26 protein-coding genes are annotated in these 25,971 nt (G+C 61.5%); 5 read left to right on the forward strand and 21 right to left on the reverse strand.

Annotation, left to right across the window (positions count from 1 at the left end):
• Positions 1-483: 483 nt before the first annotated feature.
• From AC1D1Z_RS13840 to AC1D1Z_RS13875, 8 genes are all read right to left on the reverse strand, one after another.
• Complete coding sequence (locus tag AC1D1Z_RS13840) at positions 484-1,971, reverse strand: right-handed parallel beta-helix repeat-containing protein (protein WP_130652651.1); 1,488 nt, start codon at positions 1,969-1,971, stop codon at positions 484-486.
• A 422-nt stretch (positions 1,972-2,393) separates the two neighbouring features.
• On the reverse strand, positions 2,394-3,365 hold the full coding sequence (locus AC1D1Z_RS13845) for a DMT family transporter (protein ID WP_130652652.1): 972 nt from the start codon (positions 3,363-3,365) through the stop codon (positions 2,394-2,396).
• 139 nt (positions 3,366-3,504) lie between these two features.
• Positions 3,505-4,707, reverse strand: a complete 1,203-nt coding sequence (locus tag AC1D1Z_RS13850) for an ABC transporter permease (protein ID WP_130652653.1) — start codon at positions 4,705-4,707, stop codon at positions 3,505-3,507.
• Positions 4,708-4,711: 4 nt separating this feature from the next.
• A complete protein-coding gene (locus AC1D1Z_RS13855) occupies positions 4,712-5,851 on the reverse strand; it encodes an ABC transporter permease (protein ID WP_130652654.1) in 1,140 nt (379 codons plus the stop codon).
• Entirely contained in the window at positions 5,848-6,552 is a 705-nt protein-coding gene (locus AC1D1Z_RS13860) for an ABC transporter ATP-binding protein (RefSeq protein WP_130652655.1), read from the reverse strand. The genes AC1D1Z_RS13855 and AC1D1Z_RS13860 overlap by 4 nt, the downstream gene beginning before the upstream one ends.
• A gap of 11 nt (positions 6,553-6,563) precedes the next feature.
• The gene (locus AC1D1Z_RS13865) at positions 6,564-7,844 is read right to left on the reverse strand and encodes an efflux RND transporter periplasmic adaptor subunit (RefSeq protein WP_130652656.1); all 1,281 of its coding nucleotides are present in this window, start codon (positions 7,842-7,844) and stop codon (positions 6,564-6,566) included.
• 172 nt (positions 7,845-8,016) lie between these two features.
• Positions 8,017-9,090 (reverse strand): helix-turn-helix domain-containing protein, encoded by a 1,074-nt coding sequence (locus tag AC1D1Z_RS13870; RefSeq protein ID WP_130652657.1) that lies wholly within the window; start codon positions 9,088-9,090, stop codon positions 8,017-8,019.
• A gap of 264 nt (positions 9,091-9,354) precedes the next feature.
• A complete protein-coding gene (locus AC1D1Z_RS13875) occupies positions 9,355-10,335 on the reverse strand; it encodes an SDR family oxidoreductase (RefSeq protein WP_130652658.1) in 981 nt (326 codons plus the stop codon).
• A 263-nt stretch (positions 10,336-10,598) separates the two neighbouring features.
• On the opposite strand from AC1D1Z_RS13875, the gene AC1D1Z_RS13880 reads away from it, so the two are divergent.
• Complete coding sequence (locus AC1D1Z_RS13880; RefSeq protein WP_165403095.1) at positions 10,599-10,775, forward strand: hypothetical protein; 177 nt, start codon at positions 10,599-10,601, stop codon at positions 10,773-10,775.
• Positions 10,776-10,783: 8 nt separating this feature from the next.
• Positions 10,784-11,158 (forward strand): VOC family protein, encoded by a 375-nt coding sequence (locus AC1D1Z_RS13885; protein WP_018242616.1) that lies wholly within the window; start codon positions 10,784-10,786, stop codon positions 11,156-11,158.
• A gap of 94 nt (positions 11,159-11,252) precedes the next feature.
• On the opposite strand, the gene AC1D1Z_RS13890 is transcribed toward AC1D1Z_RS13885, so the two are convergent.
• The 5 genes from AC1D1Z_RS13890 to AC1D1Z_RS13910 form a co-directional block, all read right to left on the reverse strand.
• Positions 11,253-11,834, reverse strand: a complete 582-nt coding sequence (locus AC1D1Z_RS13890) for a dienelactone hydrolase family protein (RefSeq protein ID WP_018447120.1) — start codon at positions 11,832-11,834, stop codon at positions 11,253-11,255.
• Positions 11,835-11,907: 73 nt separating this feature from the next.
• Positions 11,908-12,681, reverse strand: coding sequence for an ATP-grasp domain-containing protein (locus AC1D1Z_RS13895; RefSeq protein WP_477850870.1), 774 nt, complete (start codon positions 12,679-12,681; stop codon positions 11,908-11,910).
• A gap of 75 nt (positions 12,682-12,756) precedes the next feature.
• Entirely contained in the window at positions 12,757-14,745 is a 1,989-nt protein-coding gene (locus AC1D1Z_RS13900; RefSeq protein WP_131604868.1) for a primary-amine oxidase, read from the reverse strand.
• 75 nt (positions 14,746-14,820) lie between these two features.
• Positions 14,821-14,994 (reverse strand): hypothetical protein, encoded by a 174-nt coding sequence (locus tag AC1D1Z_RS13905; RefSeq protein WP_165403096.1) that lies wholly within the window; start codon positions 14,992-14,994, stop codon positions 14,821-14,823.
• Positions 14,991-16,442, reverse strand: a complete 1,452-nt coding sequence (locus tag AC1D1Z_RS13910) for an APC family permease (RefSeq protein WP_047621233.1) — start codon at positions 16,440-16,442, stop codon at positions 14,991-14,993. Before AC1D1Z_RS13910 ends, AC1D1Z_RS13905 begins: the two co-directional genes overlap by 4 nt.
• 121 nt (positions 16,443-16,563) lie before the next feature.
• Here AC1D1Z_RS13910 and AC1D1Z_RS13915 point away from each other — a divergent pair, with 121 nt between their 5' ends.
• Positions 16,564-17,601 (forward strand): AraC family transcriptional regulator, encoded by a 1,038-nt coding sequence (locus tag AC1D1Z_RS13915; RefSeq protein ID WP_047621154.1) that lies wholly within the window; start codon positions 16,564-16,566, stop codon positions 17,599-17,601.
• A gap of 62 nt (positions 17,602-17,663) precedes the next feature.
• Here the strand turns inward: AC1D1Z_RS13915 and AC1D1Z_RS13920 are convergent, their stop codons facing one another.
• The 6 genes from AC1D1Z_RS13920 to AC1D1Z_RS13945 all read right to left on the reverse strand — a co-directional run bounded on the left by AC1D1Z_RS13920 (position 17,664) and on the right by AC1D1Z_RS13945 (position 22,710).
• A complete protein-coding gene (locus tag AC1D1Z_RS13920; protein ID WP_018242624.1) occupies positions 17,664-18,029 on the reverse strand; it encodes a cytochrome C oxidase subunit IV family protein in 366 nt (121 codons plus the stop codon).
• 25 nt (positions 18,030-18,054) lie between these two features.
• Entirely contained in the window at positions 18,055-18,774 is a 720-nt protein-coding gene (locus AC1D1Z_RS13925) for a heme-copper oxidase subunit III family protein (RefSeq protein WP_018242625.1), read from the reverse strand.
• A gap of 11 nt (positions 18,775-18,785) precedes the next feature.
• Positions 18,786-19,505: a cytochrome c oxidase subunit 3 gene (locus AC1D1Z_RS13930; RefSeq protein ID WP_018447115.1), complete on the reverse strand. Its 720-nt coding sequence runs from the start codon at positions 19,503-19,505 to the stop codon at positions 18,786-18,788.
• Positions 19,502-21,295, reverse strand: coding sequence for a cytochrome c oxidase subunit I (gene ctaD, locus AC1D1Z_RS13935; protein ID WP_018447114.1), 1,794 nt, complete (start codon positions 21,293-21,295; stop codon positions 19,502-19,504). The genes AC1D1Z_RS13930 and ctaD overlap by 4 nt, the downstream gene beginning before the upstream one ends.
• 58 nt (positions 21,296-21,353) lie before the next feature.
• Positions 21,354-22,172, reverse strand: a complete 819-nt coding sequence (locus AC1D1Z_RS13940; protein WP_477850876.1) for a cytochrome c oxidase subunit II — start codon at positions 22,170-22,172, stop codon at positions 21,354-21,356.
• A 148-nt stretch (positions 22,173-22,320) separates the two neighbouring features.
• Entirely contained in the window at positions 22,321-22,710 is a 390-nt protein-coding gene (locus AC1D1Z_RS13945; protein ID WP_018242629.1) for a c-type cytochrome, read from the reverse strand.
• A gap of 267 nt (positions 22,711-22,977) precedes the next feature.
• Between AC1D1Z_RS13945 and AC1D1Z_RS13950 the strand changes: the two genes are divergently transcribed.
• The gene (locus AC1D1Z_RS13950; protein WP_018447113.1) at positions 22,978-23,622 is read left to right on the forward strand and encodes a LysE family translocator; all 645 of its coding nucleotides are present in this window, start codon (positions 22,978-22,980) and stop codon (positions 23,620-23,622) included.
• 131 nt (positions 23,623-23,753) lie between these two features.
• Here AC1D1Z_RS13950 and AC1D1Z_RS13955 read toward each other — a convergent pair whose 3' ends face one another.
• Entirely contained in the window at positions 23,754-24,677 is a 924-nt protein-coding gene (locus tag AC1D1Z_RS13955) for an MYG1 family protein (protein ID WP_477850879.1), read from the reverse strand.
• 221 nt (positions 24,678-24,898) lie between these two features.
• On the opposite strand from AC1D1Z_RS13955, the gene AC1D1Z_RS13960 reads away from it, so the two are divergent.
• Positions 24,899-25,396 carry an HIT family protein gene (locus AC1D1Z_RS13960; protein ID WP_018447111.1) on the forward strand — a complete coding sequence of 166 codons (498 nt, stop codon included), beginning with the start codon at positions 24,899-24,901 and terminating at the stop codon, positions 25,394-25,396.
• Here AC1D1Z_RS13960 and AC1D1Z_RS13965 read toward each other — a convergent pair.
• Positions 25,393-25,956: a hypothetical protein gene (locus tag AC1D1Z_RS13965; RefSeq protein ID WP_018242633.1), complete on the reverse strand. Its 564-nt coding sequence runs from the start codon at positions 25,954-25,956 to the stop codon at positions 25,393-25,395. The two genes, AC1D1Z_RS13960 and AC1D1Z_RS13965, sit on opposite strands and share 4 nt — an antisense overlap.
• Positions 25,957-25,971: the final 15 nt, after the last annotated feature.

Below are 25,971 nucleotides of genomic sequence, written 5' to 3' on the forward strand. Positions count from 1 at the left end.
CCCTGTGGGCCCCCTGTGGGCCTGCCTTGGTCCCGAGAAACGCCTGGCGGTGGCGGTATATTAGAGGCTACAACTTATAAGAAAATAATCTACAGAACAACGACCGAAAGGTGAATGAGCCGTATCGCAGCCCGCGACCAATGGTCACCGGAGCTGACAGTGAACACGCTTTTGCAGGCTTTCCGGTGCATTTTAATGCAGCTGCGGTTCATTATGAGACACCGCAACGTTCCGCGGGCAAGGACGAGGTGCGCATCCAGGAAGGCGTTGCTCCGCCAATGCACGACCGGGTTGCAGCTGCGGCGAAGGTTGTGCTCGTTCGGTCGTTGCCTGAATCCGATCCCGCGGCAACGAAGCGGCCGGCGAAAACTTGCGGTTGAGCTTGAAAAAACGCGTCCGCGCTCCGCACGGGGGCTGACGGCTGCTCATGAAATCCCGGAAACTTTCCGGGATTTCTCCTTGTGTCATTGCAGCCTCGCACCCTCAGCCCAGCAAGTTATCCATATGGATGTAGACGGTCAGCGTATCGCCGTCGGTGTGGTGCGAGTTTCCGTCGTTGATCCCGTAGCTGAAGGACTCGCTCACATGGCCGTCATGGTCGGGAAGCTTCGTTTCATCGAGCGTGTAGGCATAGTTGCCTTCCCGGTCCACGTGGATGACGCCGTAGTCGCCGGTCAGCGTCAGGCCGTGCTTGCCGACGCTTTCGTCGCCGAACCGGCGCAGAACCAAGGTGTCGTTGTCAGAGCTGTCGTTTTCGAGAAGATTGCCGCGATGGGCCTCGCCCGTATCGGTAAAGATCTTCAAATTGTCATGGACGGCGACAACAGCCGGATCCGCGGACGCCTCCGTGACTGCGGCAGCCTTGGCAACCGGGCTCGCCAGCACCGTTTCGACATTGGCGACCGTATGGTTGTTACTAACGGTGAAGGTGTGTGCGTCGACGATGGACGGCGATATAGCGGTGGCCGTGGTGCCGGTCTCGATCGTATTGTGGGTGAAGGAGCCGGAGGCCGGCCTATCGACCTTCAACGCCGCCTGCGAGAGGTCGTCGAAGACATTGTCGTGCACCTTGATATTCGTGCGGGTATAGCTGGTGCCGCTCGCGCCGCTGACGGCAACGCCCCATGCGCCGTCATGAATGTGGTTGCCTGAAATATCATAGTCCCGCGCATTGCCTTGATCGCCAAGGCCGACGCCGAAGGACCAGTCGTAGCCGTGAAATCCGGATATGTCGTTGTCGCGGATGGCGACATTCTTGCCGGCCGGCGCGCTGATACCGAAGCCGCCGCCGGTGAGAACATTGTCCTCGATCACGGCATCGGTGGCCCGCACCAGCGCGATCACGCCCTTGGGGCTATCGGCGTTCGTCTGGTCGAGATGGTTGCCCTTGATCAGAATATTGCTGCTGTCGTTCACCTGCACGGCATCGGCGGTCGAGCCGTTCGCGCTGGTCACGGTGTTGTCGAGAAGCTTGACGCCGGCRACCTTTTCGATCCAGAAGCCGTCGCCCTTGACGCCCGTTATCTTGCTGTCTTCGACCGTGACGTTCGTGCTGTTGCGGAAGGTGACGGCGCCGGCATTTTCCGACATTCCCGTCTTGGCGATCTCGACATTACGGACCGTCCAGTTCGTGACGCTGCCGCCATAAATACCGGCGGTCCCGGTATTCGATATTTTGAGGTTCTCGATGATGATGTTCGAGGCATAGAGACTGTGAATGCCGTCGCCGCCGCTGTGGATGACGGGCGCTGTCCCCGTCCCGTAACTGCCGATCTTGATCGGCGCGCTTTCGGTGCCGGAATATTTGATATCGAACTGCTCGTTGAACACGCTCCCCTTGGCAAGAAGCACACTGTCGCCCGGTTTCAGTTTCAAGGATTCCACTTTGGACAAAGTCGCAAAAGCCGAGTTCTGGCCCGTTCCACCGTTGCGGTCGGAGCCAGTCGCTGAGTTCACATAGTAGACTGTCATATCGCCATGTTGCCCTGTTCGTCGGATCGCTAATGTCGCCGCCGGGATCGTCCAGGATCGGCCGATCGGATGCGGCGGGGGCAACCGGCCACGGCAAAAAGGCGACAAGATGTTGTCAATGGGGCAATGAGCGCCTCGCAGGCCTTATTCCACAGGCAATGGCCTGGTGTGACGAAAGTTACAACTTGGGCCAAGAAATCGGCGACTTCGAGGTGAATAAATCGCGGCATGTTTGCGCGAGGCACACGTCGCCTTCCGTCTGTGCGCCATGTGATTCGTGCCTTCGCTTGCGCTCAGGGGGTCGGGAGCGCCGGCGACGAACGCCTTCAGCGTAAGCGAAAGACGCACTCCAAGGTGAAACCCTACCCCCTCGCCCTCAAAGCCGAGGTCAGCGGCAACCATGTCGCAGCGATGGGGAGACCTCAGGCCCTAGCCGCTTCGGCCTTGATCTTCGGCTTCAGCAGGATGATGAGAAGCAAGCCGGCGATGATGAGTGCCGCGCCTTCGAGGTGATAGCGTTGCAACTGCTCGCCGAGGATCAGATAGGCGAGCACGGCTATGAAGATGGTCTGAATGTAGAGGAGGACGCCCGCCCGAGCCGCGCCCAGTGCCTCGATGCTGCGATTGAAGAGGTAGTACATGACCGCCCCGCCGGGGATCGCGACATAGGCGAGCGCGATGAGCCCGCTGCCGTTGAGCGTCGAGCGCTCGTCTGAGAATAGCTCGAACAGGTAGAAGGGCAGCGCCGTCAGCACCGCCGCACCGAGCAGCAGCACCAGGAGCGCAAGGCGATTCACGTCGAATTTCGCGCGGCGGAGCAGGACGGTATAGAGACTGAAACAGAACGCGCCGGCGACGATCCACAGTTCACCCGGGTTGAAGTCGAGCCGCATCAGCGCGGCCGGACTGCCCTTGATGATGATGACCACGATCCCGAGAAAGGCCAGGATCGATCCGATCACCTGCCAGCGTCCCATCGGCTCGGCCAGCATCAAGCGGGCAAGGATCATGGTGATGATCGGGATCAGGGCGATGATGATGCCGGCAGTGGTGGCATCGGCATGTTCGAGGCCGACAAAAATCATGCCCTGGCAGATCGCCAGTCCCACGCCGCCAATAAGAAGCAGTTCGAGCGGGCGAGCCCACATCAGCGCGACCATGTCGGCGAAATGTCGGCGCACGATCGGCATCAGGATCGCGAAGGCGATCAGCACGCGCCAGAAGCAGAGCGCCCAGGGCGGCATCTCGGTAGAAACCCATTTCGCCGCGATATAGACGCCGGCCGAGAGCAGCCAGCAGAGAACGCCCACGGAATAGGCGGCGGCAAGCGAATTGCCTGCCGCCTGTTCCGTCCCGACCGTGTCGCGATGGACCGCCAAGACATTCATTGCCATGGCTCAGTTATGCCACAGTTTCGGTGGGCTGCACAGATGAGGCGGCGGCGCTCCGCCTGTTGCGGATGTCTCCATCGGGCCGATCAGGACGGGTCGCCGTGATGATGTGAGCCGCCCGGAAGGTTCAGACAGCCAGCCTCTACCCCCTCGCCCTCAAAGCCGAGGTCAGCGGCAATCGTGTCGCCGCAAGCGCCGGCAACGCGCCGCCGATCACGCCGATGGCGAGGCCCAGTAGGCCGGCGGTCAGCGCCACGTCGGTGGTGACGCCGAGCTGGAAGGCTATCTTGGTATTGTTGGCGCCCATCGTGCTTGCCTGCCAGCCATTGAAGGCGAGCCATGAGGCGAGGATGCCGAGCGCTGCCCCGGCGACCGAGAGAAGCATGGCCTCGACCCAGGTGGCAGTGAAGGCCGGCAGGCGGCCGAAACCCAGCAGGCGCAGCGTGGCGATTTCGACGGTGCGGTCAGAGACCGAGCTCATCATCGTATTCAAAGCGCCGGCGGTTGCCCCGACCGCCATCAAGAGCGCCAGCGGCCAGCCGAACAGGCGGATGAGGCTCGCGGTACGCTCAGATTGCGCGGCATAGAGGTCGGCCTCGGAGAGGGCGGTGAGCGGCGCACCAGGAAATGCGGAGAGATGCTCCTGCAACACAGGCAACCCGCCTGCCCCATCGAGACGCACGCGCAGGGTCTGCACCTGTCCCTGCCGGTCGAAGGCCGATTGCACCGCCTCCAGATCCGCCCAGATCTCGGATTCGAAGGCGTTGCCGCCAGAGGTGAAATGCCCGACGACCGTCCAGTCCACCGCACCGAGCCGCACCTTGTCGCCGACGGCGAAGCCGGAGAATTCATTGGCGATGCGGGCGCCGACGACGATATCGCGGGCGCCTGGTGAAAACAGCCTGCCCGCCGACAGCGTGGCGAGGTCGCGCAAGCCGGGGCCGGCCAGATCCATGCCCCGCAGCGACAGCGTCTGATCGGCGCCGTCGCTTGCCCTGGTGACATCGACGGCAACGACGATTTCGCGCGACAGCGCCAAGCCGCCTGCGGCATTCCGCGCCACGCCGATCCCGCCGGTTGCGGCGGTCAGGCTGCGGATCTCTTCGGCCGGCACATCCGACCCGGTTTCCTGGTTGGTGCCGCCGCCGAGGATGACGGCGATATCGGGCGAGCCTGCCCCGACAAGGGCGGCCTCGAAGCCACGCGCCATCGCCAAAAAGCCCGAGAGCACCGCCACCACGAGGGCGACCGACAGCACCATCGACAGCGAGATCCAGAGCCGCCGCGGCAGGCTGCCGAGATTGACTCTGATCATGAGAAAGATCTGCTTGAGCGCTGATGACATTGGACTATCTCGTTCTGAAGGCGTTGACGATGGGCAGGCGCATGGCGTTGAGGGCGGGGAGCAGGCCAGTCAGCAGACCAAGCCCCGCAAGGATCGCGACGGACTTCAACAGCACCGACAGACTGAAGGCGAGGCCGAACTCGGGGCCGATCAACAGCGTCGCAAGCCTGGCGAGAAGGAGCCCGCCCGCCCCACCGGCGGCGAAGATGAACAGCGTCTCGCCGAGCACCAGCGTCATGATCCGGCCGCGCGAAAAGCCCAGCACCTTCATGACGCCGATCTCGAAGCTGCGTTCCCGGATGGCGAAGAGCATGGTGTTCACCGTAATCATCAGGATGGTCACGAAGGCCGCGCCGACGACGAGGCTGACGATCAGGCCAACGTCGGCGAACTGACGCAGGAAGGCTTCGAGGAACTGCTTTTCCGATTGCGTCCGCGTCTGCGCCGCCGAGTTGGCAAACAGTGCATCGATCCGCGCCGCCAGCACGCCCGGCGACACGCCCTGGCGCGGGCGCACCACGAAGGCGTCGACCGTATCCTTGTCGCGCGCGCGGGCTGCATTGATCGTGTCGTAGCGGGCGAGCATGAAATAAGTGTCGGTGCTGGCATTCGCACCCTCGAAGATACCCGCGATCACGAAGCTCCAGTCACGACTGCCATCGGCCTTTATCAGCTGGCTGGTGACGCTGATGCGCTGGCCGACCGACCAGCCCTGCGCCTCCGCCAACGCCCGGCCGACGAGCACCCGGTCGCGGCCCTCTTCGAGCGCTGCGATCAGCGCGGACGTCAGCCCAAGCTCGTCGCCATTGGCAGCGGCAATCGAGCGTGGATCGACCGCGCTCGTCATGACGACATTCTTCTCCACCTCGACGAACCCACGCATGCGCGCGGTATAGGCGACCGCGGCGACATCGCCATCCGCAGCGATCCGGTTGAGATAGGCGAACGGCAGCGGCAGCCCCCGGCCCGATTTGTTGAAGACGCCGAGCAGATTGTCGCTGGCGCCGGCCGCCCCTTGGCTGCCGCCGAGGAAACTCGCCGTCAGGGCATAGATCAGGAAGGCGATGCCGACCGAGAACATCAGTAGTGTTGCCCTGAACCGCTTGCGGCAGGCATTGCGCCGCATGAGCTGGAAGAAGGTCATCGGCCCCTCCCTTGCTGCTCGACGAATTCGCCCTTGTTGAGATGCAGCGTGCGCCGAGCGAAGGCGGCGGCCTCGGGATCATGCGTGACCATGATGATGGTCTTATGAAGCTCGCGATTGAGAAAGCCCAGCATCTCCAGGATATCGTTGGCCGACTTCCGGTCGAGATCGCCGGTCGGCTCGTCGCAGAGCAAAAGGTCGGGATCGCCGACGATGGCGCGCGCGATACCGACGCGCTGCTGCTGCCCGCCGGACATGCTCGATGGAAACTGCCGCTGCCGGCCCGCAAGACCGACGAGCTCCAACACGGTCTCGACGCGGGCGTGCCGCTCCTTTCGCCCGAGCGGCTTCAAGAGCAGCGGCAGCTCGATATTCTCGCCGGCATTCAGCATCGGCAGCAGATTGTAGAACTGAAAGACGATGCCCATGCCATGCGCCCGCCATGCGGCTCTGGCGCCCTCGCCCATCTGCTCGAGATGGCTGCGGCCGATCCTGATTTCCCCGGCATCAGGGCTGTCGATGCCGCCGAGCATGTTGAGAAGCGTCGATTTCCCCGAACCCGACGGCCCCATGACGGCGATGAAATCGCCGCGCGCGATGGAAAGGTCGAGCCCGGAAAAGATCGGGATCGTCTCCGCGCCGATCCTGAATGCCTTCCGGACGCCGCGAAGCGCGATATAGGGTTCTTGAGAGTCGACCATCGCTCTGCTCCTTACTGATGGTCTGTGATATCCGCGGCCTGCGGCCGAAAGGTCGCAGGTCCGCCCGCCTGCGGGCCGAAATTTGTTGTTTCGTCCACCACAAGGCGGATGCGCGCGGCCATGGCGGGGCGCATGTCTGGCGGCGGCGAGGAGGGCGACAGGCGAAGCGTCACCGTCCCCTTCTCCCGCGAAATCATGGGCGCGATCTTCGATACTTCGACCGCAAACGGCTGGTCAGGAAAGCCGTCGAGCACCGCCTCCCCACGCAAGCCCGGCCGCATCAGTGCGATATTGGCCTCGGCCACATCGGCATCGATGACCATGTCTGTCATGTCGGCAATCGCAAGCAGGCTTTCATTCTCCCGCACGCTGTCCTCGCGCGACAGCACGGTGTCACCAACATGCGCGTCGAGCCGCGTGACGGTGCCCGATATCGGCGCCCGGACGGCCAGTGCCTCCACCTGCTCGCGCGCCCTCTCGATATCGAGATCCGCCTTGGCCACATCCTGCCGTGCCCGCAGGGCGGCATTTTCGGCAGTGTCGAAGGCCGTCCGCGCCTCCTCCAGCGTCTGCGCCGACATCGCATCGCGCCCGGCCAGCCGCTCGGTGCGCGTCAGGGAAGACCGCGCCTGCGCCAATTCGATAGTCTTCGCCGCAAGCGCCAGCCCCGCCGATTGCCGGGCGATCTCGGCCGCCTGAAGCGCAAAGCGGGCGCCCGCATCGTCGAGCCGCAGCAGCACCTGCCCCGCCGCGACCCTGCTGCCCGCCTCGACTTCGACGGCGACGATCCGGCCCTCATATTTGGAAAAGACGGTGGCGATATCGGGCGCCACGACGTAGCCGGAGCCGGTGACTTCCCGGATTGGCAAGGCCGGGCTCGCTGCTTCATCGGCAGGCAACGCCCGTCCGCGCTCGGCAGCAGCGCCGCCCTCGGCCGGCGCCTTCGCTCCACCAGCGGATATCGCAGAGTCGCTGTCCTCGAAGCCTGCAAGCATGCTTTCGATGCGCTCCAGCGTCTCTGGCCGATAGAAAAGAACCACCGCTAGCGATGCCGTCGCAGCAACGGCCAGCACTGCTCGAGGGATCACTCGCCGCCGGGCACGGCGCTCCGGCGGCTCTGTCTTGAAGGCCGCGGGCTCGATCGAAAGTGATCTCAGCTTGGCGGCAAGGTCTCGGTCATGTTCTGATGTCGTGTTCATGCCGCAAGCATCGCCGATCCGGCTGAAATCACGACCTCGAACACGTTCCAGACAGTCCTCGATCGCGATTGTGTACGTGGCAGCGCGGGGCATCCGGGTCAGCCCTCGTGGTGAGGAGGCCCGAAGGGCCGTTTCGAACCACGAGGGCGGGTGATTGCGTGGGGGCAGGCTGCATGCTGGCTGGATGAAGTGCCGGTGGCCAGCCCCGTCCTTCGATGCCCCTTAGGGGCGCCTCAGGACGAGGCGGAAGAGGACTGGCGTCACTTCAGGATGACACTGGAGGGAAGCCCGCGCCGCCCTTTTTCTGCCGCCAGGCGAGCGGCGTCATTTCCGTAACTCGGCGGAATTCGCGGTTGAAATTTGACTTGGTCTGGAAGCCTACCTCGAACATCACTTCGGTCACCGATTTCTGGGTAGCGGCAAGCAGCCGGCAGGCCTCGCCGATCCTGTAATCATTGACATATTGCGAGACGTTCTTGTCCATCGCCCGGTTGATCGCCGTTGAGATCTGGCGGGCGGGAATGCCGGCCTTACGGGCCAGCCGGTCGAGATTGAGATTGGCGTCGCGATAGAGCCTCTTTGCCTCCATCAGCGCATCGACCGTGGCGATCGTCTCCTTGTCCTCGGTCGTTTCGAGCTTCAGCGCCGCCTCCATCGTCTCGGCCGGCGCCCGGCTTCGGCTGGCGGCGGCGGCCGCAATGCCGAGGATGACAAGGACGGCAAGGTTGCTGACGCTGATCAGCGTCAGCGCATGCTCGCCATGCGTCCATGTGAAGTCGAGAAAGACGAAGATATCGACCGAGGCCGACAGGCACAGCGCCGCCGCCGCGAAGATGATTGCCCGATAGGCCGGCACCGCTCCCTCGAAGGGCGCAAGCCGAAGCGCATCCGCGCCCGGCCGCATCAGAAGCAGGATCGCCAGGGCATAACCGACGAAAACAAGCACCAGCGCGATATCGATCACATCCCGCCAGACCACCATCAACAAGAGGATGACGGCAGCGGGCACGGCATGCAGCGCAATCCGCGCCGCCAGCGGCCGCCGGCTCGTCCTCACCAGCCTGGAAACCCCGGCATACGCAAGCGGCGGCACCATCGCCGCGGTGACGGGCGCGATCACACCCACAGCCTGCACCCCGTAGCCCCAGCGCAGCCCGGAGAGGACGGATTGCAGCACGGCGAGCAGGATCAGTGCCAGAAACGGCCGGTTGGGCTGCGTCTCCTCGTCGCGCCGGAGGACGGTGACGAAGAGGACAAGCAGCAGAATGGCAACGACGAAGGGAAGCGGAACGAACAGCATGGCCTGGTAGGATCGGAGTGGCGAATAGATGGCCATCATTGCCGAGATCCTCACCCGGCGCGACCTCCATCATGTTTTAGGACGCGTTTTAGGCTGGGATTTTTTGTGAATGCCTGCCGTGATTCCTCGTCCGACCCTTTGGGCCGCCGGCCGCAACTCTCAATCCGCCGTTGAGGTCTGCATGGTTGTTTTCCAGCCAACCCGACAGGCTGTCGAGATCGGCGACATCGCAAGTCCGGGTGATCAGCGCGGGCACGACCGCCTGCGCCGTGTCTTTCGGAAAGTTGCTCTACGAGGACCTGCCTAGCCGAGAGCGCTTTGCGCAGCGCAAATCCGATCGACCAAAGTATCAAGATCGCCCCTTGGCGGGCGGTTCTTGGCCAGGCGCTGCTTGAGATGCATGATCGGCCCCGCCAGAATTTCATCAAGGCTCTCGGCGCAGGTGAAGTCGCCTGCCACGCTTTTGACCTTTGAGTTGTCAAAGATTGCCGACCACGCCTTGTCGCCCCGGAGAGGTCCAACCCACTCCGGATTGTAGCGGACCAAGGTGTCCGTCGGCACGTGTACGATCCTGGCCTCGACATCAAGCAATCTGGCGATCGCCGTTTGAATATCGTTCCAGATGTGGGCGCGGTCGGAGGTGATGTGGAAGATCTCGTTCAACGCCGCAGGCTTGCCGAAAAGCCCGACAAAGGGCACCGCAAAATCGACCGAGCGGGTCAGCGTCCAGGGCGTATGGCCATCGCCCGCCACGATGGTGGGCTCACCATCCAGCATGCGTCTCGCCATGACATCGCTGTCGCCCATCATGATGGGCAGGCCCGTGCGAACGGTGTGACTGGGACGTACGATGGTCCAGGCGAGATTCTGGGAATTCTTGAGCAGCGTCTCGCAGGCAATCTTGTCCTGGCTATAGCGCCAGTAGGGGTTGATCGCCGGTGTCTGCTCGGTAATCACGTAGTGGCGCGGTGGCTTTTCATAGACCGAGGCCGAAGAGATGAAGATGTACTGGCCACAGTGCCCCGCAAACACATCGATATCGCGCGCAATCTGATCGGGTGTAAAGGCAATGAACTGGCAGACAACGTCATAATTGGCTTTGGACAAGTCCACATAGGCGGGTGCCGCGAGATCGCCGACGATCGAGGTAACCCCCGCAGGCAATGGGTCGCCTCTCAAACTGCGGTTGTAGACGCTGACATGGTGACCCTGGGCCACAGCGCGCTCGACGCACGGATATGAAATCTGGCCGGTACCGCCAACGAAAAGGATTTTCAAAGCCATGGGAAGGACCTCGGTGTCGGATGTGGCGGGATATGCGGTCAGTCTTCATAGCGCGAAAGAAAATGGTCGTCTCCTGCAAAATCAGGCGCACCGGGTCACATCGTTTGATCGATCTGCCCCCTACCAACATTGTGACATTCCGCATAGGCCGATCGGTCGGCGTGAGGTTCGACCGCAGCCAACCATTGCCGATAACGCAAAGATCTCTATCTCAAGCGAATGACGCAGCTAATGTTTGATATCAGCACAAGACCGAGGCTCTCTTGAAAGATTATCTGCCCTATGCAGCCGGGGCGCTGGCAGGTTTGCTGGTCGCCTTCCTCATGTCTGGCCTGTTGGGGCTGACGGAGACACCGCATCTCGTGCTTTTTGCATTGCTGCCGGCAGTCGGCGGTGCGGTCGTTGAACGCGTTTGCCATCGCCGGCCGAACAATTCTTGAAGAGCTCCATGGCAAGGCTGAAAGAAATTGTCATTGATTGCGACATTCCCTCGCGTGTCGCCCAGTTCTGGGCGGAGGCGCTCGATGGCTACGAAGTGATGCCATATGACGACGACGAACTGGCCCGCCTGGCCGCTCTCGGACTGACGCCAGAAACTGACCCGACCGTGATGGTCGAAGGTCCCGGAACCCGCCTTTGCTTCCACCTCCGCCAGGGGGAACGTCCCGCCCGCAACCGGCTTCATTTCGATATTGCCACCCCCGATCGGGCCAGGGAGGTAGAACGGCTTTTATCCCTCGGAGCGACCTTCGTCCGGGAAGCAGATGGCTACACGGTCTTGAATGATCCCGAAGGCAACAATTTCTGCGTGGCGTCCGAATAGTCCGCGCCGCGCCGAAGCCGCGACGCAGGATGAACGGCACCCATCTCAGGACGGCTTGCCGGAGCCAAACCGGATCTCTCGCGGAATGTCTGGATCAGACGCGATTCAGGAACTCGATCACGCGGAGGGTGAGCAGCGCGGTCGCATCGGCGTCATAGGACGGCAGCGAGCTATCGGCAAAGTAGTGCTGATCGCCTGGGTACAGGAAAAGCTCCGCGTCTTCGACCTTCGCGACGATCTCGCGGGCGGCGTCGATGTCGCCCTCACCTGTGAAGATCGGATCGTTGTCCATGCCGTGGATCTGCACCGCGACGCCGTCCGGCCAGGGTCCGAAGGCCCACTCGCCGCTGATCGGCAGGCAGGAATAGAAGAGCAACGCCCCTCGGGCGCCGGGGCGTGTCTGCGCCAGCTTCTGCGCCGGCAGCACGCCGAACGAGAACCCAGCATAGACGAGCCCGGGCGGCAATTCGTCGGCGACCCGGACACCGCGCTCCCTGACTTCGTCGAATCCGATCTCCCCGATGTAGGCGAGACCCTCTTCGATGCTCGGGAATGTGCGTCCGTTAAACAGGTCAGGCGTGTGCACGATATGGCCGGCTGCCCTGATGTCATCGGCGAACGCGCGCACACCCGGGGTCAGCCCTTGTGCGTGGTGAAACAACAGGACCTCAGCCATACGGAGCCTCCGGGTGGGATAGTCGGGCAAACATTCTGCAACTCTACAGCGTCATTCCATCGCCGGAAAGACGTCAGGTGCGGGCCAGGCCGTCGATCGCCCTCGCCAGCTTCACGAGATCTGCGGCGTAGAACCCGGCGGCATTGAGACAGTTCGTCTCGAGCAGCTTCAGTCCCTCTTCCGTCCGACAGACATCGATGACATAAGCTTGGGAGTAGCCGGCGTTGATGTCGACCATGCGCTGCGCATCGTCATCAATCTCGTGGCGATGGACGACACGCGATCCGTCTTTGTAGAGCGAATAGGTGACGATCCGACCGTCGACGACCCAGAGACGCCATTCGCGCAGGATGCGAACGGGCTCGGTGAGCATCAGCAGCGTGTCGTGACGAAGTGAACCCTTGGGGATTTCATCTTCGTCGAGCGCCAGCACCCTCTCTGCCATACGGATGATCTCGCCGGTCGATTTAACATTTCCGGGCTCCTCCTTGCTGTCGTCGACCGGGCGCAGGAACCAGTCCCTGCCGTCATCCGCCAGACGCTGGGGGACATCCTGGAGTGTCAGGAACAGCGCATCAGCACCGTTGAGGAGGTAAGGGTGCCACGCCTGTTCGTGAACAAAAGGACGCAGTTTAAAAACACCCGGCCGGTAACCGTTCGCCTCGGCGTTCTTCCACAGCGTGTAGGAGCCGAACATGACCACTGAACCCGGATCAGCAACGACCGGCTCGGGGATGAGCTCGCCGACAAACGGTACGACCTTGTGCCATGTGTAGGAGATTCCGAGCTGGTCGAGCGCCTCGGCCAGCTTGTTGGTATCTTCGAACTGCTGGAGAAGCCACTGCATTCTGTTCCCTGCCTTTCTTACAATCCGTCGGACTATCAAAAAGCAATTTAAAAAGGAACAGCCGTAGTATTACAGCTATGTGTGGCAGCAGGAACCGTTTCCGATGTCGTCGGGCGAAGGCTGCAGGCGACTGTCGACACTTTGGCCGTTTCCTTCCGGCGGCAGGTCCATGGCGATGTTGGACGCGAAGAAGCCGTTCGGTTTCAACGTGAAGCCGGCATATTCCACGGGCATGATCGGAAAATCTTCGGGCTTGCAGACATGGGTATGGCCAAAGGAATGCCAGAGCACGACATCGGCATTCTCGATATTACGGTTCTGCTTGACATAACCCGGCAGACCGTCGCCGCCGGCGTGCACGTTTGGGTAATCGCCGCTCGCATATTTTTCCCTGGCATCGAAGGCGGTGACCCAGATGTGCTTCTTGGCGAAGCCGCCGCGCTGGGCAACGGTCGAATCCGGCTGGGCAAGCATGACAGGCGACGGCATGACGACAATCTTGTAGCCCGGCGCCTTGCCGACACTGTTCTGGATGTTGGGGTTGGAGACTTTCCAGTAACGGCCGGTCTCGCCATTGGCGAGTGCCGGGGAGTCGAGTTCGCGCTTCAGCACACGGGTCCTGGTATCGAAGACATTGCCATAGCGATTGTCTTCACCCCAGGGACGCGGCACGAACTCATGTTCGGTCACGGTATTGTCGCCGCCGTCGACATCCATGTGCAGGCGCGCATTGAAGAAATGTTGATGGGTCGGACCGCCGAGATTGTCATCGACCATGCCGCCCCATGGATAGGTTTCGCCGGTCGCGACCGCCGCCGTCTGGATGATGCCGGTGAGCTTGGCTTCGAGTTGGATCGTGCCGTCCTGGTAGAGATACCAGTAGAAGCCGTAATCGTAGTTGCCGACGGTTGCGAAGAAGGAGATGACGAGGCGGCGCGAACGGCGCACTTCGAAAATACCGTTGCGGAATTCGTAATGCTTCCAGAGGATGCCGTAATCTTCCTCATGCATGCAGATGGCGTTCTTCATGGTGAAGGGCTGGCCGAAATCATCCGCCGCCGGCACGTCGAAATAGTGAATATGGCCGAGGCAGTCGCAGCCGAGTTCGAGGCAATTGGCCAGGCGTCCGAGACCATATTCGCCGGCATCGAAGGCGCTCTTCCAATAGTGGTTCGCGGTCGGATCGGCGTAAGGCACGACCATTTCAGTGACACTGGCGCGAAAGACGACTGGCCGTAGCCTGCCCTGATCCTTGATGCCGAGTTCATGCAGAACGAGCCCCTCGCGCGGGGTGAACCCGACACGGAAACTCCAGTTCTGCCATTCGACTTTCCAGCCGTCGACAGTAAAGCTCGGCCCTTGCGGCTGAACGATATGCAGCGGCTTGAGATCAGGCCGCGGTTCCGGGAAGGTTTCGCGGCCATAATTGCGCTTCTTCCTCGGGACCGGAATGATCTTCTCATCGTCGACGAGATCGACCACTCGGTTGGCGATCAGATCGACCACCGCCACCACGCCCTCGATCGGATGCGCGTAGCCGTTGTCACGGATATCCTCGCGCCAATAGGACACGGCGCGGACGATGCGCTTTCCCTTCTCGAACTCGCGGCCAAAATAGCCCGAGGAAAAAGGATCGATCTGGATGAGCGGAATATCCTCGTCAGTAATGCCGCGTTTCTTGACGGCAGCGATCCAGCGCGGATCGGATTTGACGGTGCCTTCAACAGTTTCGAATTCGCACAGCATGATCGGCGGCTGGCCATAGGGCAGTTCATCGAGAGGCAGCCGGATATAGGAGCACACCGTGCCGGTAGTCAGGTCGACGATGCCCTCGAAGGTTTCGCCATTGCTGATGTCGCTTGCCAGGATGAAGGCGAGGCGCGGCAGCCTCTCGCCCAGGCGATGGGCGGCAAGATCCGCCTTGGTCGGCTCCTCCAGCCGGGTTATCGGAAAGCGGAAGGTGGCTGCGAGTGTCTGCGTATCCTTGAGTATGGCAACGGCAGAAGCGATCTCAGCGAGGCTCAGGGGATCGAGCGGATGGGTGACTGCGACAACGGCGTCCATTGGTATACCTCTTGGTTTCGGGCCTCTTGGTTTCGGGAGAGACGACGCACCATGGCGCGTCGCAAGCTGCGGTGATCAGGATCGACCGGAGCAGATCTGCGTATCGATCATCATCAGGTTTGGATGAATGCAGAACACCGAGCAGAAGGCGTGGGCCTCGACGGCAACCAGCAATGTTGCGCCGGCAAGGATCGCGACCGCGAGAACCAGAAGGCGATCGACGGGTGCACATTCAGCAACGGCACTCATTCAAAGACCTTTCCGAGCGAGGCGTAGAGAGCGGGGTTGGATCTCTTGATCCGGATCGCAAACAGCGCGCCAAGAATGCCCACCAGCACCATGGCATAGGGGAAAGCCTTGACGATCAGGCTTTCGCTGCCGGAAAGGAGTGAAAGATTGGAACTGACCAGCACCAGCGAACCAATGAGGCCGAGGAGCGCGAGCGTCGGAGCGATCATCGTGGTCCAGGCGCTGTAGCTGTTCGGCGTCTTGCGGAAGAACATGATGATCGCGACGGAGACAAGCACCTGCACCAGCAGGATACCGATACCCGCAAGCGCCGCCATCCACGAGAACACGACGGTGTAGGGATCGGCGCCGAAGATCACGAACAGGCCAAGGACGACGGCCGCGATCAGGCTTTGCAGCAGACCTGCAGCATAGGGTGAGCCATGCTTGGCGTGAACCTTGCCAAGCACCTGTGCGGCCAGGCCTTCACGGCCAAGGGCGAAGAAATAGCGGTTGAGCGTATTGTGGAAGGACAGGATGCAGGCAAACAGGCTGGTGATCAGCAGCACGTTCATCGCCTGGCTCGACCATGCGCCAAGCACGGAATTGGCGGCCGTGAAGTAGAAGCTGTCGAGACTGGCAGCCGCAGCAGCCTGCACCTTGCCCGGACCGTAGAATTGCACGATTGCCCAGGTGGAGAAAGCATAGAAGAGGGTGATGAGCAGCACGGCAACATAGGTGGCGCGGGGAATGGTCTTTTCCGGATCTTCGGCTTCCTCGCCGAAAATGGCCGTAGCTTCGAAGCCGATGAAGGAACCGATGACGAAGACCAGCGCCACACCAAGACCGGGCGCGAAGACCGACGATGGCGCAAAGGAGGAGAAGCTGATGCCTTCTGGTCCGCCGCCTGAAAAGACGATGGCAAGATCCAGAACCAGCAATATGGCGATTTCGGCAATCATGCAGACGCCGAGGATCGCGCCTGAGAAGGCAATGTTGCGCTGACCGCAGACCAGCACGACGACGAGTGCTGCGAAGGCCCAAGCCCACCAGGGCAGGACCAGCCCAAGCGGCGCTATGGCATTGGCCATGAAGAAACCGAACAGGCCATAAATGGCGATCTGAACCGCGCTATAGGTGACCAGCGCCATGAAGGCGCCACCCACGCCAGCCGGCTTGCCGATGCCATGGGTGATATAGGTGTAGAAGGCTCCTGCCCCGCCCACATGCCGGCTCATGGCGGTGAAGCCGACCGAGAAGAGCAGGTAGAGCAGGCCGGCAAGCACGAAAGCGCCGGGGACGCCTGCGCCATTGCCAAAAGCGAAGGCGGCCGGCGAAGCGCCGACGACGGCCGTGAGCGGCGCGGCCGCAGCAACGACGAAGAACACGATGTGGGCGAGGCCCACCGAGTCCTTGGCCAGACGACGCTCCGGCGATGATGGTGCGGGCATGCTTGCTTCCAGTGTCATGGAGAACCCCTCTTTGCTTGTCTGTTGCGAAGAAGGTAAGCGCGGCGATCTGGCCCCGAAATTGCAGTTTATGCCAATGAATCGATAATTCGCGCCACGAAGGTCACCGGAGACGCTGAAAATGGCAGTTGCATCGCATTTGATCAGCCGCATGCCCGCAGTTGCTTCAATTCGAGCCTCTGTCTTGATCCCGCTGGTGCAACAAATCGATAAAAGATCCGGGAAAACCGACCTTCTTCTGGCTTCGCACGGCATTCTGCGCTCGCAACTGGAAGACCCCTATGCTGTCCTGCCCATGGCGCGTTATGTCGCGCTGTTCGAGGATGCGGCGACCATAACCGGCGAACCGGCACTGGGAGCCCGCATGGGCACCGGATTCAAGCCCGCCGACATCGGCCCTATCGGCATGCTCTTTGCGCTCTCGCCGACCATTCGCAGCGCTTTCGAACGGCTGTCGAAATATGTCAACGCGGTCCAGGGCGCGACCAGTTCCGGCGTGTTCGAGGAGAATGGCGATTTTGTCTGGACCTACCGGATCGTCGATCCCAGCATGTGGCCACGCCGGCAGGACAGCGAATTCACGATTGCCGCCTCGTGTCAGCTCGTCCGGTCGTGCTTCCGCCGTGGCTGGCGGCCGATCGAAATCCAGCTTGAGCACCAGGCCCCGCGCGACGCCAGCGTGCTGGAACGCATCTATGGCGCGCCCATCCTGTTCGGCCAATCCGGCAACCGGATCGTCATGAACAAGGCGGATGCCGATCGTGTGTACCGTTCGGAAGACAAAAGCCTGATCGAAATCCTGGAACGGCATATCGGCGATCTGGTCAACGAGCCAGCGGCCGGTGATGTCGTCACGGAAAAGGTCCAGGCTCTGATCAGCATCTATCTCGGCCAAAGGCCGATCACGGTCGCAACCCTTGCCGCCGAACTGAAGATGTCGCCGCGAAGCCTGCAGCGCCGACTGTCGGAGGAAGGCGTGTCGCTTCGCGATCTCGTTCGCCAGCACCGCCAAACACTCGCCGCCCATTATCTCGGCGACCAACAAGTCGCACCGATGTCCGAGATTGCGCGTGTGCTAGGTTATGCAGACAACACGGTGCTCTGGCGTGCGCTGCGGTCCTGGGAGAAGAAGGGAAACCACCTATCTTCGAGACGTTGATCGAAGATGTAAAAGTAAAGCAAATACGATCGGACCGACAACGAAGACCGCCGATTGCTGCCCTACGGCCCAGCCCCAAAGAAGGCGAGCCGGGTGAAGATCGTGTAGTCCGCTTCCGATACCATCAGCGCGACAAAAACCAGCACCAGCAGCGGCGGCAGCAGGATGGCGTAGACGAGCGCCAGCCGTTCCCAGGCCATGTGCATGAAGACGGCGACGATCAGACCGGCCTTCAGCATCATGAACAGCAGGATCAGCGTCCACCTCAAGTAGCTCTGGACGCCGAGATAATCGACCATGTAGGACGCTGCACTGAGCACGAAGAGCAGGCCCCAGACCAGGAGATAGAGCCGGATCGGGTGCTGCTGTCCGGTGTGTGCTTGTGCGTGCACCGTTTGGCTTTGTGCATGCGCCGTTGTTTCGCTCATGACGACCTCACCACAGATAGAAGCCCTACCACAGATAAAAAAACGCGAAGATGAAGACCCAGACCAGGTCGACGAAGTGCCAGTAGAGGCCCATGATCTCAACGGCCTCGTAGCGGCCTTTCCGGCTGGTGAAAAAGCCGCGCCGTTCCTGGTCGAAATCGCCGCGCCAGACTTTGCGGGCGACGATGAGGAGGAAGATGACGCCGATCGTCACGTGGGTGCCGTGAAAGCCGGTGATCATGAAGAAGGTCGATCCGAACTGTGCCGCCCCCCACGGGTTCTCCCAGGGACGCACGCCTTCGGTGATCAGCTTCGTCCATTCGAAGGCCTGCATGCCGACGAAACATGCGCCCAGAACGGCCGTCAGCAGCATCAGGATCGCCGTCGTGCGGCGGTCGCGGCGATAGCCGAAATTGACCGCCATCGCCATGGTGCCGCTGCTGGAGATCAGCACGAAGGTCATGATCGCAATCAGGATCAGCGGCACGTCCTGGCCGCCGATATGCAGCGCGAAGACCTCGCTCGGATTGGGCCATGGAACGGGCGTCGACATGCGGGCGGTCATATAGGCGATCAGGAAGCAGCCGAAGACGAAGGTGTCGCTGAGCAGAAAGATCCACATCATCGCCTTGCCCCAGGAGGCGGTCTTGAAGGCGCGCTGATCCGAGCTGAAATCGGCGGCGACACCGCGCAGGCCGGCGGGCCTTACGTCTGGCTCACCGTGTATCCCGATAGTCTGTGCCATCTGCAAATCTCCTAGTTCAGAAGTGTGCGGCAGAGATCGACGAAATCATTTGCCCAGCCAGCAAAGAGCGCGAAGAGCAAGAGCCAGACGGCGAGCATGAAATGCGAATAAATGGCGGAAAGATCGACGCTGAGGCGCAGCCTCTCCGGCGCAATGTCGGTAGAGAATGCCCTGACCGTCGTGTGCGAAAGCACGGCAAGCCCGCCGAGGATATGCAGGCCGTGCAGGCCGGTGAGCATATAGAAGAAGCTGTTGGAAGGATTGTCGGCAAGCACGTAGCCGGCTGATACCAGCTCCCGCCATGCCTGGACCTGTCCGACGAGAAAAGCGACGGCAAGGACAAACGCGGCGGCAAGCGCCGGCCGCAGGTTTTCCATGCGGCCATGCCCCGCTTCTCGTTTGGCCCATTGCAGCGCGGCGCTGCTCAAGGCGAGTGCTGCGGTGTTCACCCAGAGGAGGCGCGGAACCGGCATTGCCCACCAATCGGCGGACGCCATGCGCATGAAATAGGCGCTGACGGCAAGACTGAAGACGGCGCCGACGACGCCGAGAAACACGAAGAGACCGATTTTCACTGCCGGCGCGGGCGACTGTTGCCGGTCGACGCCGTCATGAGCCGGCAGCTGTACTGACCCGGTTTCCAGCCAGGGCTTCGAGGTCAGCCGTTGCCCTGCCAGCCACCAGAAGATGATGGCGCCGATGGCGGCAAGGAAGACCAGGATGACGTTCATGCGTGGATCTCCCGGGTTACGCCGCCGCCTGACGGCACATTCTGCGGAATGAAATCCTCGGCCGCCCCCGGCACGCTGTAGTCATAGGCCCAGCGGTAGACGACAGGCAGATCCTTACCCCAGTTGCCATGCGCGGGCGGCGTCTGCGGCGTCTGCCATTCGAGCGTCGTTGCCCGCCATGGATTGCCGCCGGACTCCCTGCCCCGGAAAAGGCTCCAGACCAGATTGAACAGGAAGACCATCTGCCCGGCCCCGACGATCAGCGCCATGACGGTGATGAAGATGTTCAGAGTATGGGCCGAAGGCGGAACGAAGGCCGTCTCTCCCATCTCGAAGTAGCGACGCGGCACGCCGAGCAGGCCGAGATAGTGCATCGGAAAGAAGATCGCATAGGTGCCGAGGAAGGTGATCCAGAAGTGGATATGGCCGAGCACGTCGTTCAGCATGCGTCCCGTGACCTTCGGATACCAGTGATAGATCGCCCCGAAGATGACGAGGATCGGCGCCACACCCATGACCATGTGGAAATGCGCGACGACGAACATCGTATCCGACAGCGGCACGTCGACGACGACGTTGCCAAGGAAGAGGCCGGTCAGACCACCATTGACGAAGGTGACGATGAAGGCGAGCGCAAAAAGCATCGGCAGCGTCAGGTGGATGTCGCCGCGCCAGAGCGTCAGCACCCAGTTGTAGACCTTGATCGCCGTCGGGACGGCGATGATCAGCGTCGTGGTGGCGAAGAAGAAGCCGAAGGCCGGGTTCATGCCGCTGACATACATGTGGTGCGCCCAGACGACGAAGCTCAGCGCCCCGATGATGACGATCGCCCAGACCATCATGCGATAACCGAAGATGTTCTTGCGCGCATGCGTGCTGATCAGATCCGAAACGATGCCGAAGGCCGGGAGTGCGACGATATAGACCTCCGGATGCCCGAAGAACCAGAACAGGTGCTGGAAGAGAATTGGGCTGCCGCCGCCGTGCTGCAGCTGCGTGCCCATTTCGACGATGGCGGGCATGAAGAAGCTGGTGCCGAGCACGCGATCGAACATCATCATGACGCAGGCGACGAAGAGCGCGGGAAAGGCAAGCAGCGCCATCACGGTCGCGGTGAAGATGCCCCAGACGGTGAGCGGCATCCGCATCAGCGTCATGCCGCGCGCCCGCCCCTGCAGCACGGTCACCACATAGTTCAGCCCGCCCATCGTGAAGCCGATGATGAAGACGATCAGCGAGGAGAGCATCAAGAGGATGCCCCAGTCCTTGCCGCCAGGCGTGCCTGACAGAACCGATTGCGGCGGATAAAGCGTCCAGCCCGCCCCCGTCGGGCCGCCAGGCGCGAAAAAGCCGGCGGCGAGGATCAGCACCGCAAGCAGATAGATCCAGTAGCTCAGCATGTTCGCGTAAGGGAAGACCATATCGCGCGCGCCGACCATCAGCGGAATGAGATAATTGCCGAAGCCGCCGAGGAAGAGCGCAGTCAGGAGATAGATCACCATGATCATGCCGTGCATGGTGATGAATTGGTAATAGTGATCGGCATCGATGAAGGCGAAATAGCCGGGAAAGGCGAGCTGAATCCGCATCAGCCAGGAGAGCACCAGCGCCACCAGGCCGATTGCGATGGCGGTGATCGAATATTGCACGGCGATGATCTTGGCATCCTGGCTGAACACATATTTCGTCCACCAGCTATGTGGATGATAAAGCTCGACATCCTCGACTTCGGCGGAGGGGATGGCGCCAGCACTACCGGATGGAATGCTTCCGGATGGAATCTCGACCATGATCTCTCTCCTCCCTTTTCCCCGCCGGTTCCTTGAACCGGCACGCCGCCTGACCGGTTCAGTTTGCCGGCGGCAACGCTTCCGATGACGCCGTCAACTGGGTGAATGTCTGCTGCTGCCCGAGCCAGGTCTGGTAGTCCGCATCCTCGTCAACGACGACGGTGCCGCGCATTTGCGGATGGCCGACGCCGCAGAGTTCGGCGCAGAGAATCTCGAAGGTCCCCRTCCGCGTTGGCGTGAACCAGAAATAGGTGATCATGCCGGGGATCATGTCCATCTTGGCGCGGAATTCCGGCACATAGAAATCGTGGAGCACATCGACGGAGCGCAGCAATATGTGCACCGGCTTGCCGATCGGCAGATGCAGCTCGCCGCCCTCGATGATAACGTCGTCGAGACCGCTTGCGTCATTCTTGTCGAGGCCGAGCGGATTTTCCGGGGTGACGTCGCGCGTCTCGGCGCGGCCGAGCTTTCCGTCGGCTCCGGGCAGCCGGAAGCTCCATAGCCACTGCTGGCTGACGACCTCAACCGATGCGGCATCGGCAGGCACCGTGATGAACTGGTTCCAGACGATGAGGCCGGGTGCCAGCATCGCCGCGACGCCGAGCGCCGTTCCTCCTCCCAGCAGCAATTCCAGCCTGCGGTTCTCGGGCTCATAATGCGCCTTGTTGCCCGGCTTGTGCCGGAAGCGGAAGACACAATAGGCCATGAACGAAACCACCGCCACGAAGACGATGCCGGTGATCCAGAAGGTGATGACGAGGGTGCTGTCGATATAGGTCCAGTTGGACGCGATCGGCGTCCACCACCACGGGCTCAGCACATGGAACAGCACGGAGCCGACGACAATCAGGACGAGGATCAGCACGACAGCCATTTCCGCTCCTCCCTGAGCAGTCGACCCGTGAAACCGCATTCCGCAAAAAAGTCTGTTTTATTATCGCACAGATAGAAAATATCGGCAATTACGGCAATTTAGGCATGCGCCGCCGGCCGCGAACCGTCGTTTGGAGTATTGCTGCCCATCATTGGGAATACTGCTTGAGATAGGCGATGAGATCGGTGATCTCCTTGTCGTCCTTCACGCCGACGAAGGCCATTTTCGTGCCCTTCACCTTCGCTTTCGGATTGTGGAGATAGTCGCGCAGCACTGTCTCGTCCCAGACGAGACCGCCCTCGCCGGCAGCCTTCATTCCGGCCGAATAGGCAAAATTCGGATGCGTCCCGGCCTTTCTGCCGAACAGCTTGTTCAGCGACGGGCCGACCTTGTTCGTATCGGTATCGGCGACATGACAGGTCGCGCATTTCTTGAAAACGGTGGCACCCGCCGTCGCATCGCCCTCCTGCGCCCCGGCGTTACCAGGGAAAAGAGCAATCACGAATGCGCCGATCAGCAGAACAACACGGTAATCCATGGCAAACCTCATCCTCCTCAAGGTTGCCAGCCACTCACACCCTCCGTTATCTCTCGCGTGTGAGTGGTGGTTGTATGGCGTAAAGCTTAGTCCTTCACGATAGCAAGTCAATCGCTTCCACAATTGGGACGCGGGCCAGGCCTGGTCCAGTCCTCCCGGGCGGGTCCGTCACCCTCGAGGATTGGATATTGACGGCGGTATCGGCGACGACATACTTGACCGTCGGCTTCAAGGCCGCCCTCGAAACCAGCCCAGGAAAGGCGCGCAATGTCGATTGCTGAAATTCTGTCTTTTGCTTTCGTCACCGCGCTGCTGATCATCTCCCCCGGGCCCAACGGCATCCTCATCGCCAAGACGGTGCCGGCCTCGGGGCGTGGCGCCGGTTTCGCCAATATTGCCGGCTTCGTCGCCGCCTTCTATGTGCACGGCACCCTGTCGATCTGTGGCATCTCCCTGCTGCTGGCGCAGTCGGCGCAGGCCTTCCTCGTCGTCAAATTGATTGGCGCCGCCTATCTCTGCTGGATCGGTATCAAGGCGCTGGTCGGTGCTTGGCGCGGTTATGCTTCCGTAACGTCAGTGGCCCCTTCCCGTAAGGTAAGGCATCTCCCCCGCGCCTTCCTCGAGGGGTTCCTCACCAACGCCCTGAATCCGAAAGTGTCGATGTTCTACCTCGCGGTCTTCCCGCAGTTCATCTATCACGATGCCAATGGCCGGGCCGCGATCGGCGAGGCTTTCCTTCTGGTCACCGTCCATGCCAGCCTCAACGTCATCTGGTTCGGCTCGATGGTCCTGCTCTTTGCGAGGCTCGCCAGAGCTGCGCGCAACCAGCGCTTCCAGCGCTGGCTGAAAGCCGCGACAGGCGTGGTCTTCATCGGCTTCGGCGCCAAGATGGCGACATTGCAGGCCGGATAGCGAAGACGGGCAAACCGCCTTCGTCACAGAAAGGCTGGGCGAACGTCCGGAGGGCGGCAACAGGATCAGCGACCTGCCGCCGGGACTGGATATGATACTGGCCTCGCGCAACCTCAACCGCCGCCATTTAACTACGCCCCGATTGAAAGCGCCTCCTTTACCGCCAAATCGGCCATGGCAAGCACCGCCTCGCGGGTCCTGGCGGCGGCGATGAAGCGGCCGTTGTGGCAGAAGCTTGCGCCCTCTATGCCGCAAACCGCCTCCAGTGCGCCATTGGTGAGCCCGGCCCAGGCCGCCGGCAGATCAGCCCTGAGCTCGAACCCCTCCTCGGCGCGCCGGATGCCGGTCACGCACCAGTCCTTTTCGCGCGGATGAACGACGAACAGCAGGTGATCGGCGCTCGCCTTGACGATGGCGGGACGGAAAGGCATGCCCCTCGGCAATTCCAAAACACGCCCCTGCCCCGCAGCTTCGATTGCCCGATGCACAATCGCCTCGGCCCGCAATTTTGCGGCACTCTGGGCGATCCTGGCCTCAACGAAACTGCGGGCAATGGCAAGGGCCGCGTGGAAGGCGCGGTTATCGGCCTCAGGGTCCGCTTCGTCGAAAACCGGTTTCAGGGTCTCCAGCAGCGCCGGCAGCGTCAACCCGGCCAACGGCCCCGAGGGGCTGAGCGCGCCATTATCAGTCAGATCGACCGGCAGCACGAAGCTGGCGTCGAAAGAGCCGTGCATCGCTTCCACATGTGCTTGGGGAAGGCCGAAGGCCGTGAGATAATCACGGCCGTAATGCTTCCAGATCAGGCCGAACGAGCTGTAGGGCTGGCCATCGTCGCGCAGCGGCGCGCCGCGCTGGTGGTGATCGAACATCCCCRCAGCGGGGTCATAGGCTCCGCCGACATCATAGATGATCCGGTCTTCGCCCGGCGTGATCCACTCCGGCGCCCGGCTGCGGACGATCCGCGCCTGCGGGAAAAGCCGGGTCAGGATGACGCTCGACAGCAATTCGTCGGCATGAAAGCCACCGGAATGGGTGACGAGGAAATCGGGGATCATGGGAGCTATGCGCCTTGTCGTTCGCGGAGAGTCCGCTTGCAGGTCGGCACCAAATAACCGTTGCCGGCTGCTATCTCAACCCATACCTTAAATCGGAGTCGATTTAAGAATAAAATGATGCAGCAATCCAATGTGTTACAGCGTCCTTTCTGACGTCACCGCGATACCGGCCTCTAGCGGGATTCATCGAAGCCCCTGAAGGGTGCATCAGGAGTAAGTCCGTGGAGATTCCCCAGCACTTTCACGTCGCCGAGACGGCAGGATGGTTTGTGAACCACCGCATCAATTCTGCCCTTCCCGGTTACCTCATGATCAGCTCCAAGACCGACACCAACGATCTGTCGGATTTGTCCGAAGATGCTTTGGCTGAATTCGGCCCTTTGCTGGCAAGAGCTCAGAGTGCTTTGAAACAGCAATTGAATGCTCAGCGCGTCTATATCGGCCGATACGGGCACTCGCCTGGTTACCCGATCCATTTTCATGTGATCCCGATATATGACTGGGTGGAGGAGTTGTTCTGGAAGGACGCTCGCTATCGTCTGCTCGAGAATTTCGCAGAGGGGCCAGGGGAAACCGCAACGGGTGGCGCGGAACTGACGCTGTTTGTCTGGCGCGAGTTCTGCGAACGCGCAGAGCCGCCACCGGTCAAAGGGCCATCGGTCTCAGAGGCCATCGAGCTGCTGCGGGAGACAATGCGGTTTTCGGCGCCTGAAGCCTAAGACAACACCGTTCCCGGCTGTCTTGCGACAAGCGCCCGGCTGGCCGCCGCGCCGGCATGCAGGCAGATGAGCCCGATCGCCGCGAGAGAATTGATTAGCAGAACATTCGCCACCACCGCTGCCGAAAACGCGCCCTCACCTGACGGAAGCACCGCCGTTGCAGCAAACAGCGCGCCTTCATAGGCAACGAACCCGGCCAGGAAGGCGCCGGCCATCGTAACGGTAAGATCTGTCGACAGACGAAGTACCCCGAGCGCCGTAGCCAGGCACGCAAATGCCGCGATACCGATCGCCAGACCCCAGGCATAACTGTCCCAGGTCTGGGGATAACCGAGCACGAGATATCCGACCATCTGGTTGGCGAGCCAGGCCAGCAGAACCGCCGTCACCGCCATCCGCCGGGGAAGAATGACAGCCGATACCGCCGCCAAGGCCACGAAGGGCGTTATGCAGGCGAAAAGCAGGCTGAGAGCGACGCTCGCACCTGAAATGACGACGACCCAGGCGACAGCGAAGCCGGGTGCGACAGGGCGCAGGGGAAGCTGATTTCGTTCGAGCATCTCGAAACTCCATTC

It is taken from the genome of Rhizobium sp. P1_E1 (assembly GCF_056406015.1).

Excerpts from the sequence above, each read along its gene's own strand:
- AC1D1Z_RS13865 (WP_130652656.1), bottom strand. The coding sequence starts at position 7,844 with ATGCCCCGCGCTGCCACGTACACAATCGCGATCGAGGACTGTCTGGAA.
- ctaD (WP_018447114.1), bottom strand. The coding sequence starts at position 21,295 with ATGGTCGAGATTCCATCCGGAAGCATTCCATCCGGTAGTGCTGGCGCC.
- AC1D1Z_RS13845 (WP_130652652.1), bottom strand. The coding sequence starts at position 3,365 with ATGGCAATGAATGTCTTGGCGGTCCATCGCGACACGGTCGGGACGGAA.
- AC1D1Z_RS13890 (WP_018447120.1), bottom strand. The coding sequence starts at position 11,834 with ATGGCTGAGGTCCTGTTGTTTCACCACGCACAAGGGCTGACCCCGGGT.
- AC1D1Z_RS13855 (WP_130652654.1), bottom strand. The coding sequence starts at position 5,851 with ATGACCTTCTTCCAGCTCATGCGGCGCAATGCCTGCCGCAAGCGGTTC.
- AC1D1Z_RS13860 (WP_130652655.1), bottom strand. The coding sequence starts at position 6,552 with ATGGTCGACTCTCAAGAACCCTATATCGCGCTTCGCGGCGTCCGGAAG.
- AC1D1Z_RS13900 (WP_131604868.1), bottom strand. The coding sequence starts at position 14,745 with ATGGACGCCGTTGTCGCAGTCACCCATCCGCTCGATCCCCTGAGCCTC.
- AC1D1Z_RS13905 (WP_165403096.1), bottom strand. The coding sequence starts at position 14,994 with ATGAGTGCCGTTGCTGAATGTGCACCCGTCGATCGCCTTCTGGTTCTC.
- AC1D1Z_RS13910 (WP_047621233.1), bottom strand. The coding sequence starts at position 16,442 with ATGACACTGGAAGCAAGCATGCCCGCACCATCATCGCCGGAGCGTCGT.
- AC1D1Z_RS13875 (WP_130652658.1), bottom strand. The coding sequence starts at position 10,335 with ATGGCTTTGAAAATCCTTTTCGTTGGCGGTACCGGCCAGATTTCATAT.
- AC1D1Z_RS13850 (WP_130652653.1), bottom strand. The coding sequence starts at position 4,707 with ATGTCATCAGCGCTCAAGCAGATCTTTCTCATGATCAGAGTCAATCTC.
- AC1D1Z_RS13920 (WP_018242624.1), bottom strand. The coding sequence starts at position 18,029 with ATGAGCGAAACAACGGCGCATGCACAAAGCCAAACGGTGCACGCACAA.
- AC1D1Z_RS13945 (WP_018242629.1), bottom strand. The coding sequence starts at position 22,710 with ATGGATTACCGTGTTGTTCTGCTGATCGGCGCATTCGTGATTGCTCTT.
- AC1D1Z_RS13965 (WP_018242633.1), bottom strand. The coding sequence starts at position 25,956 with ATGCTCGAACGAAATCAGCTTCCCCTGCGCCCTGTCGCACCCGGCTTC.
- AC1D1Z_RS13915 (WP_047621154.1), top strand. The coding sequence starts at position 16,564 with ATGGCAGTTGCATCGCATTTGATCAGCCGCATGCCCGCAGTTGCTTCA.
- AC1D1Z_RS13895 (WP_477850870.1), bottom strand. The coding sequence starts at position 12,681 with ATGCAGTGGCTTCTCCAGCAGTTCGAAGATACCAACAAGCTGGCCGAG.
- AC1D1Z_RS13950 (WP_018447113.1), top strand. The coding sequence starts at position 22,978 with ATGTCGATTGCTGAAATTCTGTCTTTTGCTTTCGTCACCGCGCTGCTG.
- AC1D1Z_RS13870 (WP_130652657.1), bottom strand. The coding sequence starts at position 9,090 with ATGATGGCCATCTATTCGCCACTCCGATCCTACCAGGCCATGCTGTTC.
- AC1D1Z_RS13885 (WP_018242616.1), top strand. The coding sequence starts at position 10,784 with ATGGCAAGGCTGAAAGAAATTGTCATTGATTGCGACATTCCCTCGCGT.
- AC1D1Z_RS13930 (WP_018447115.1), bottom strand. The coding sequence starts at position 19,505 with ATGAACGTCATCCTGGTCTTCCTTGCCGCCATCGGCGCCATCATCTTC.
- AC1D1Z_RS13925 (WP_018242625.1), bottom strand. The coding sequence starts at position 18,774 with ATGGCACAGACTATCGGGATACACGGTGAGCCAGACGTAAGGCCCGCC.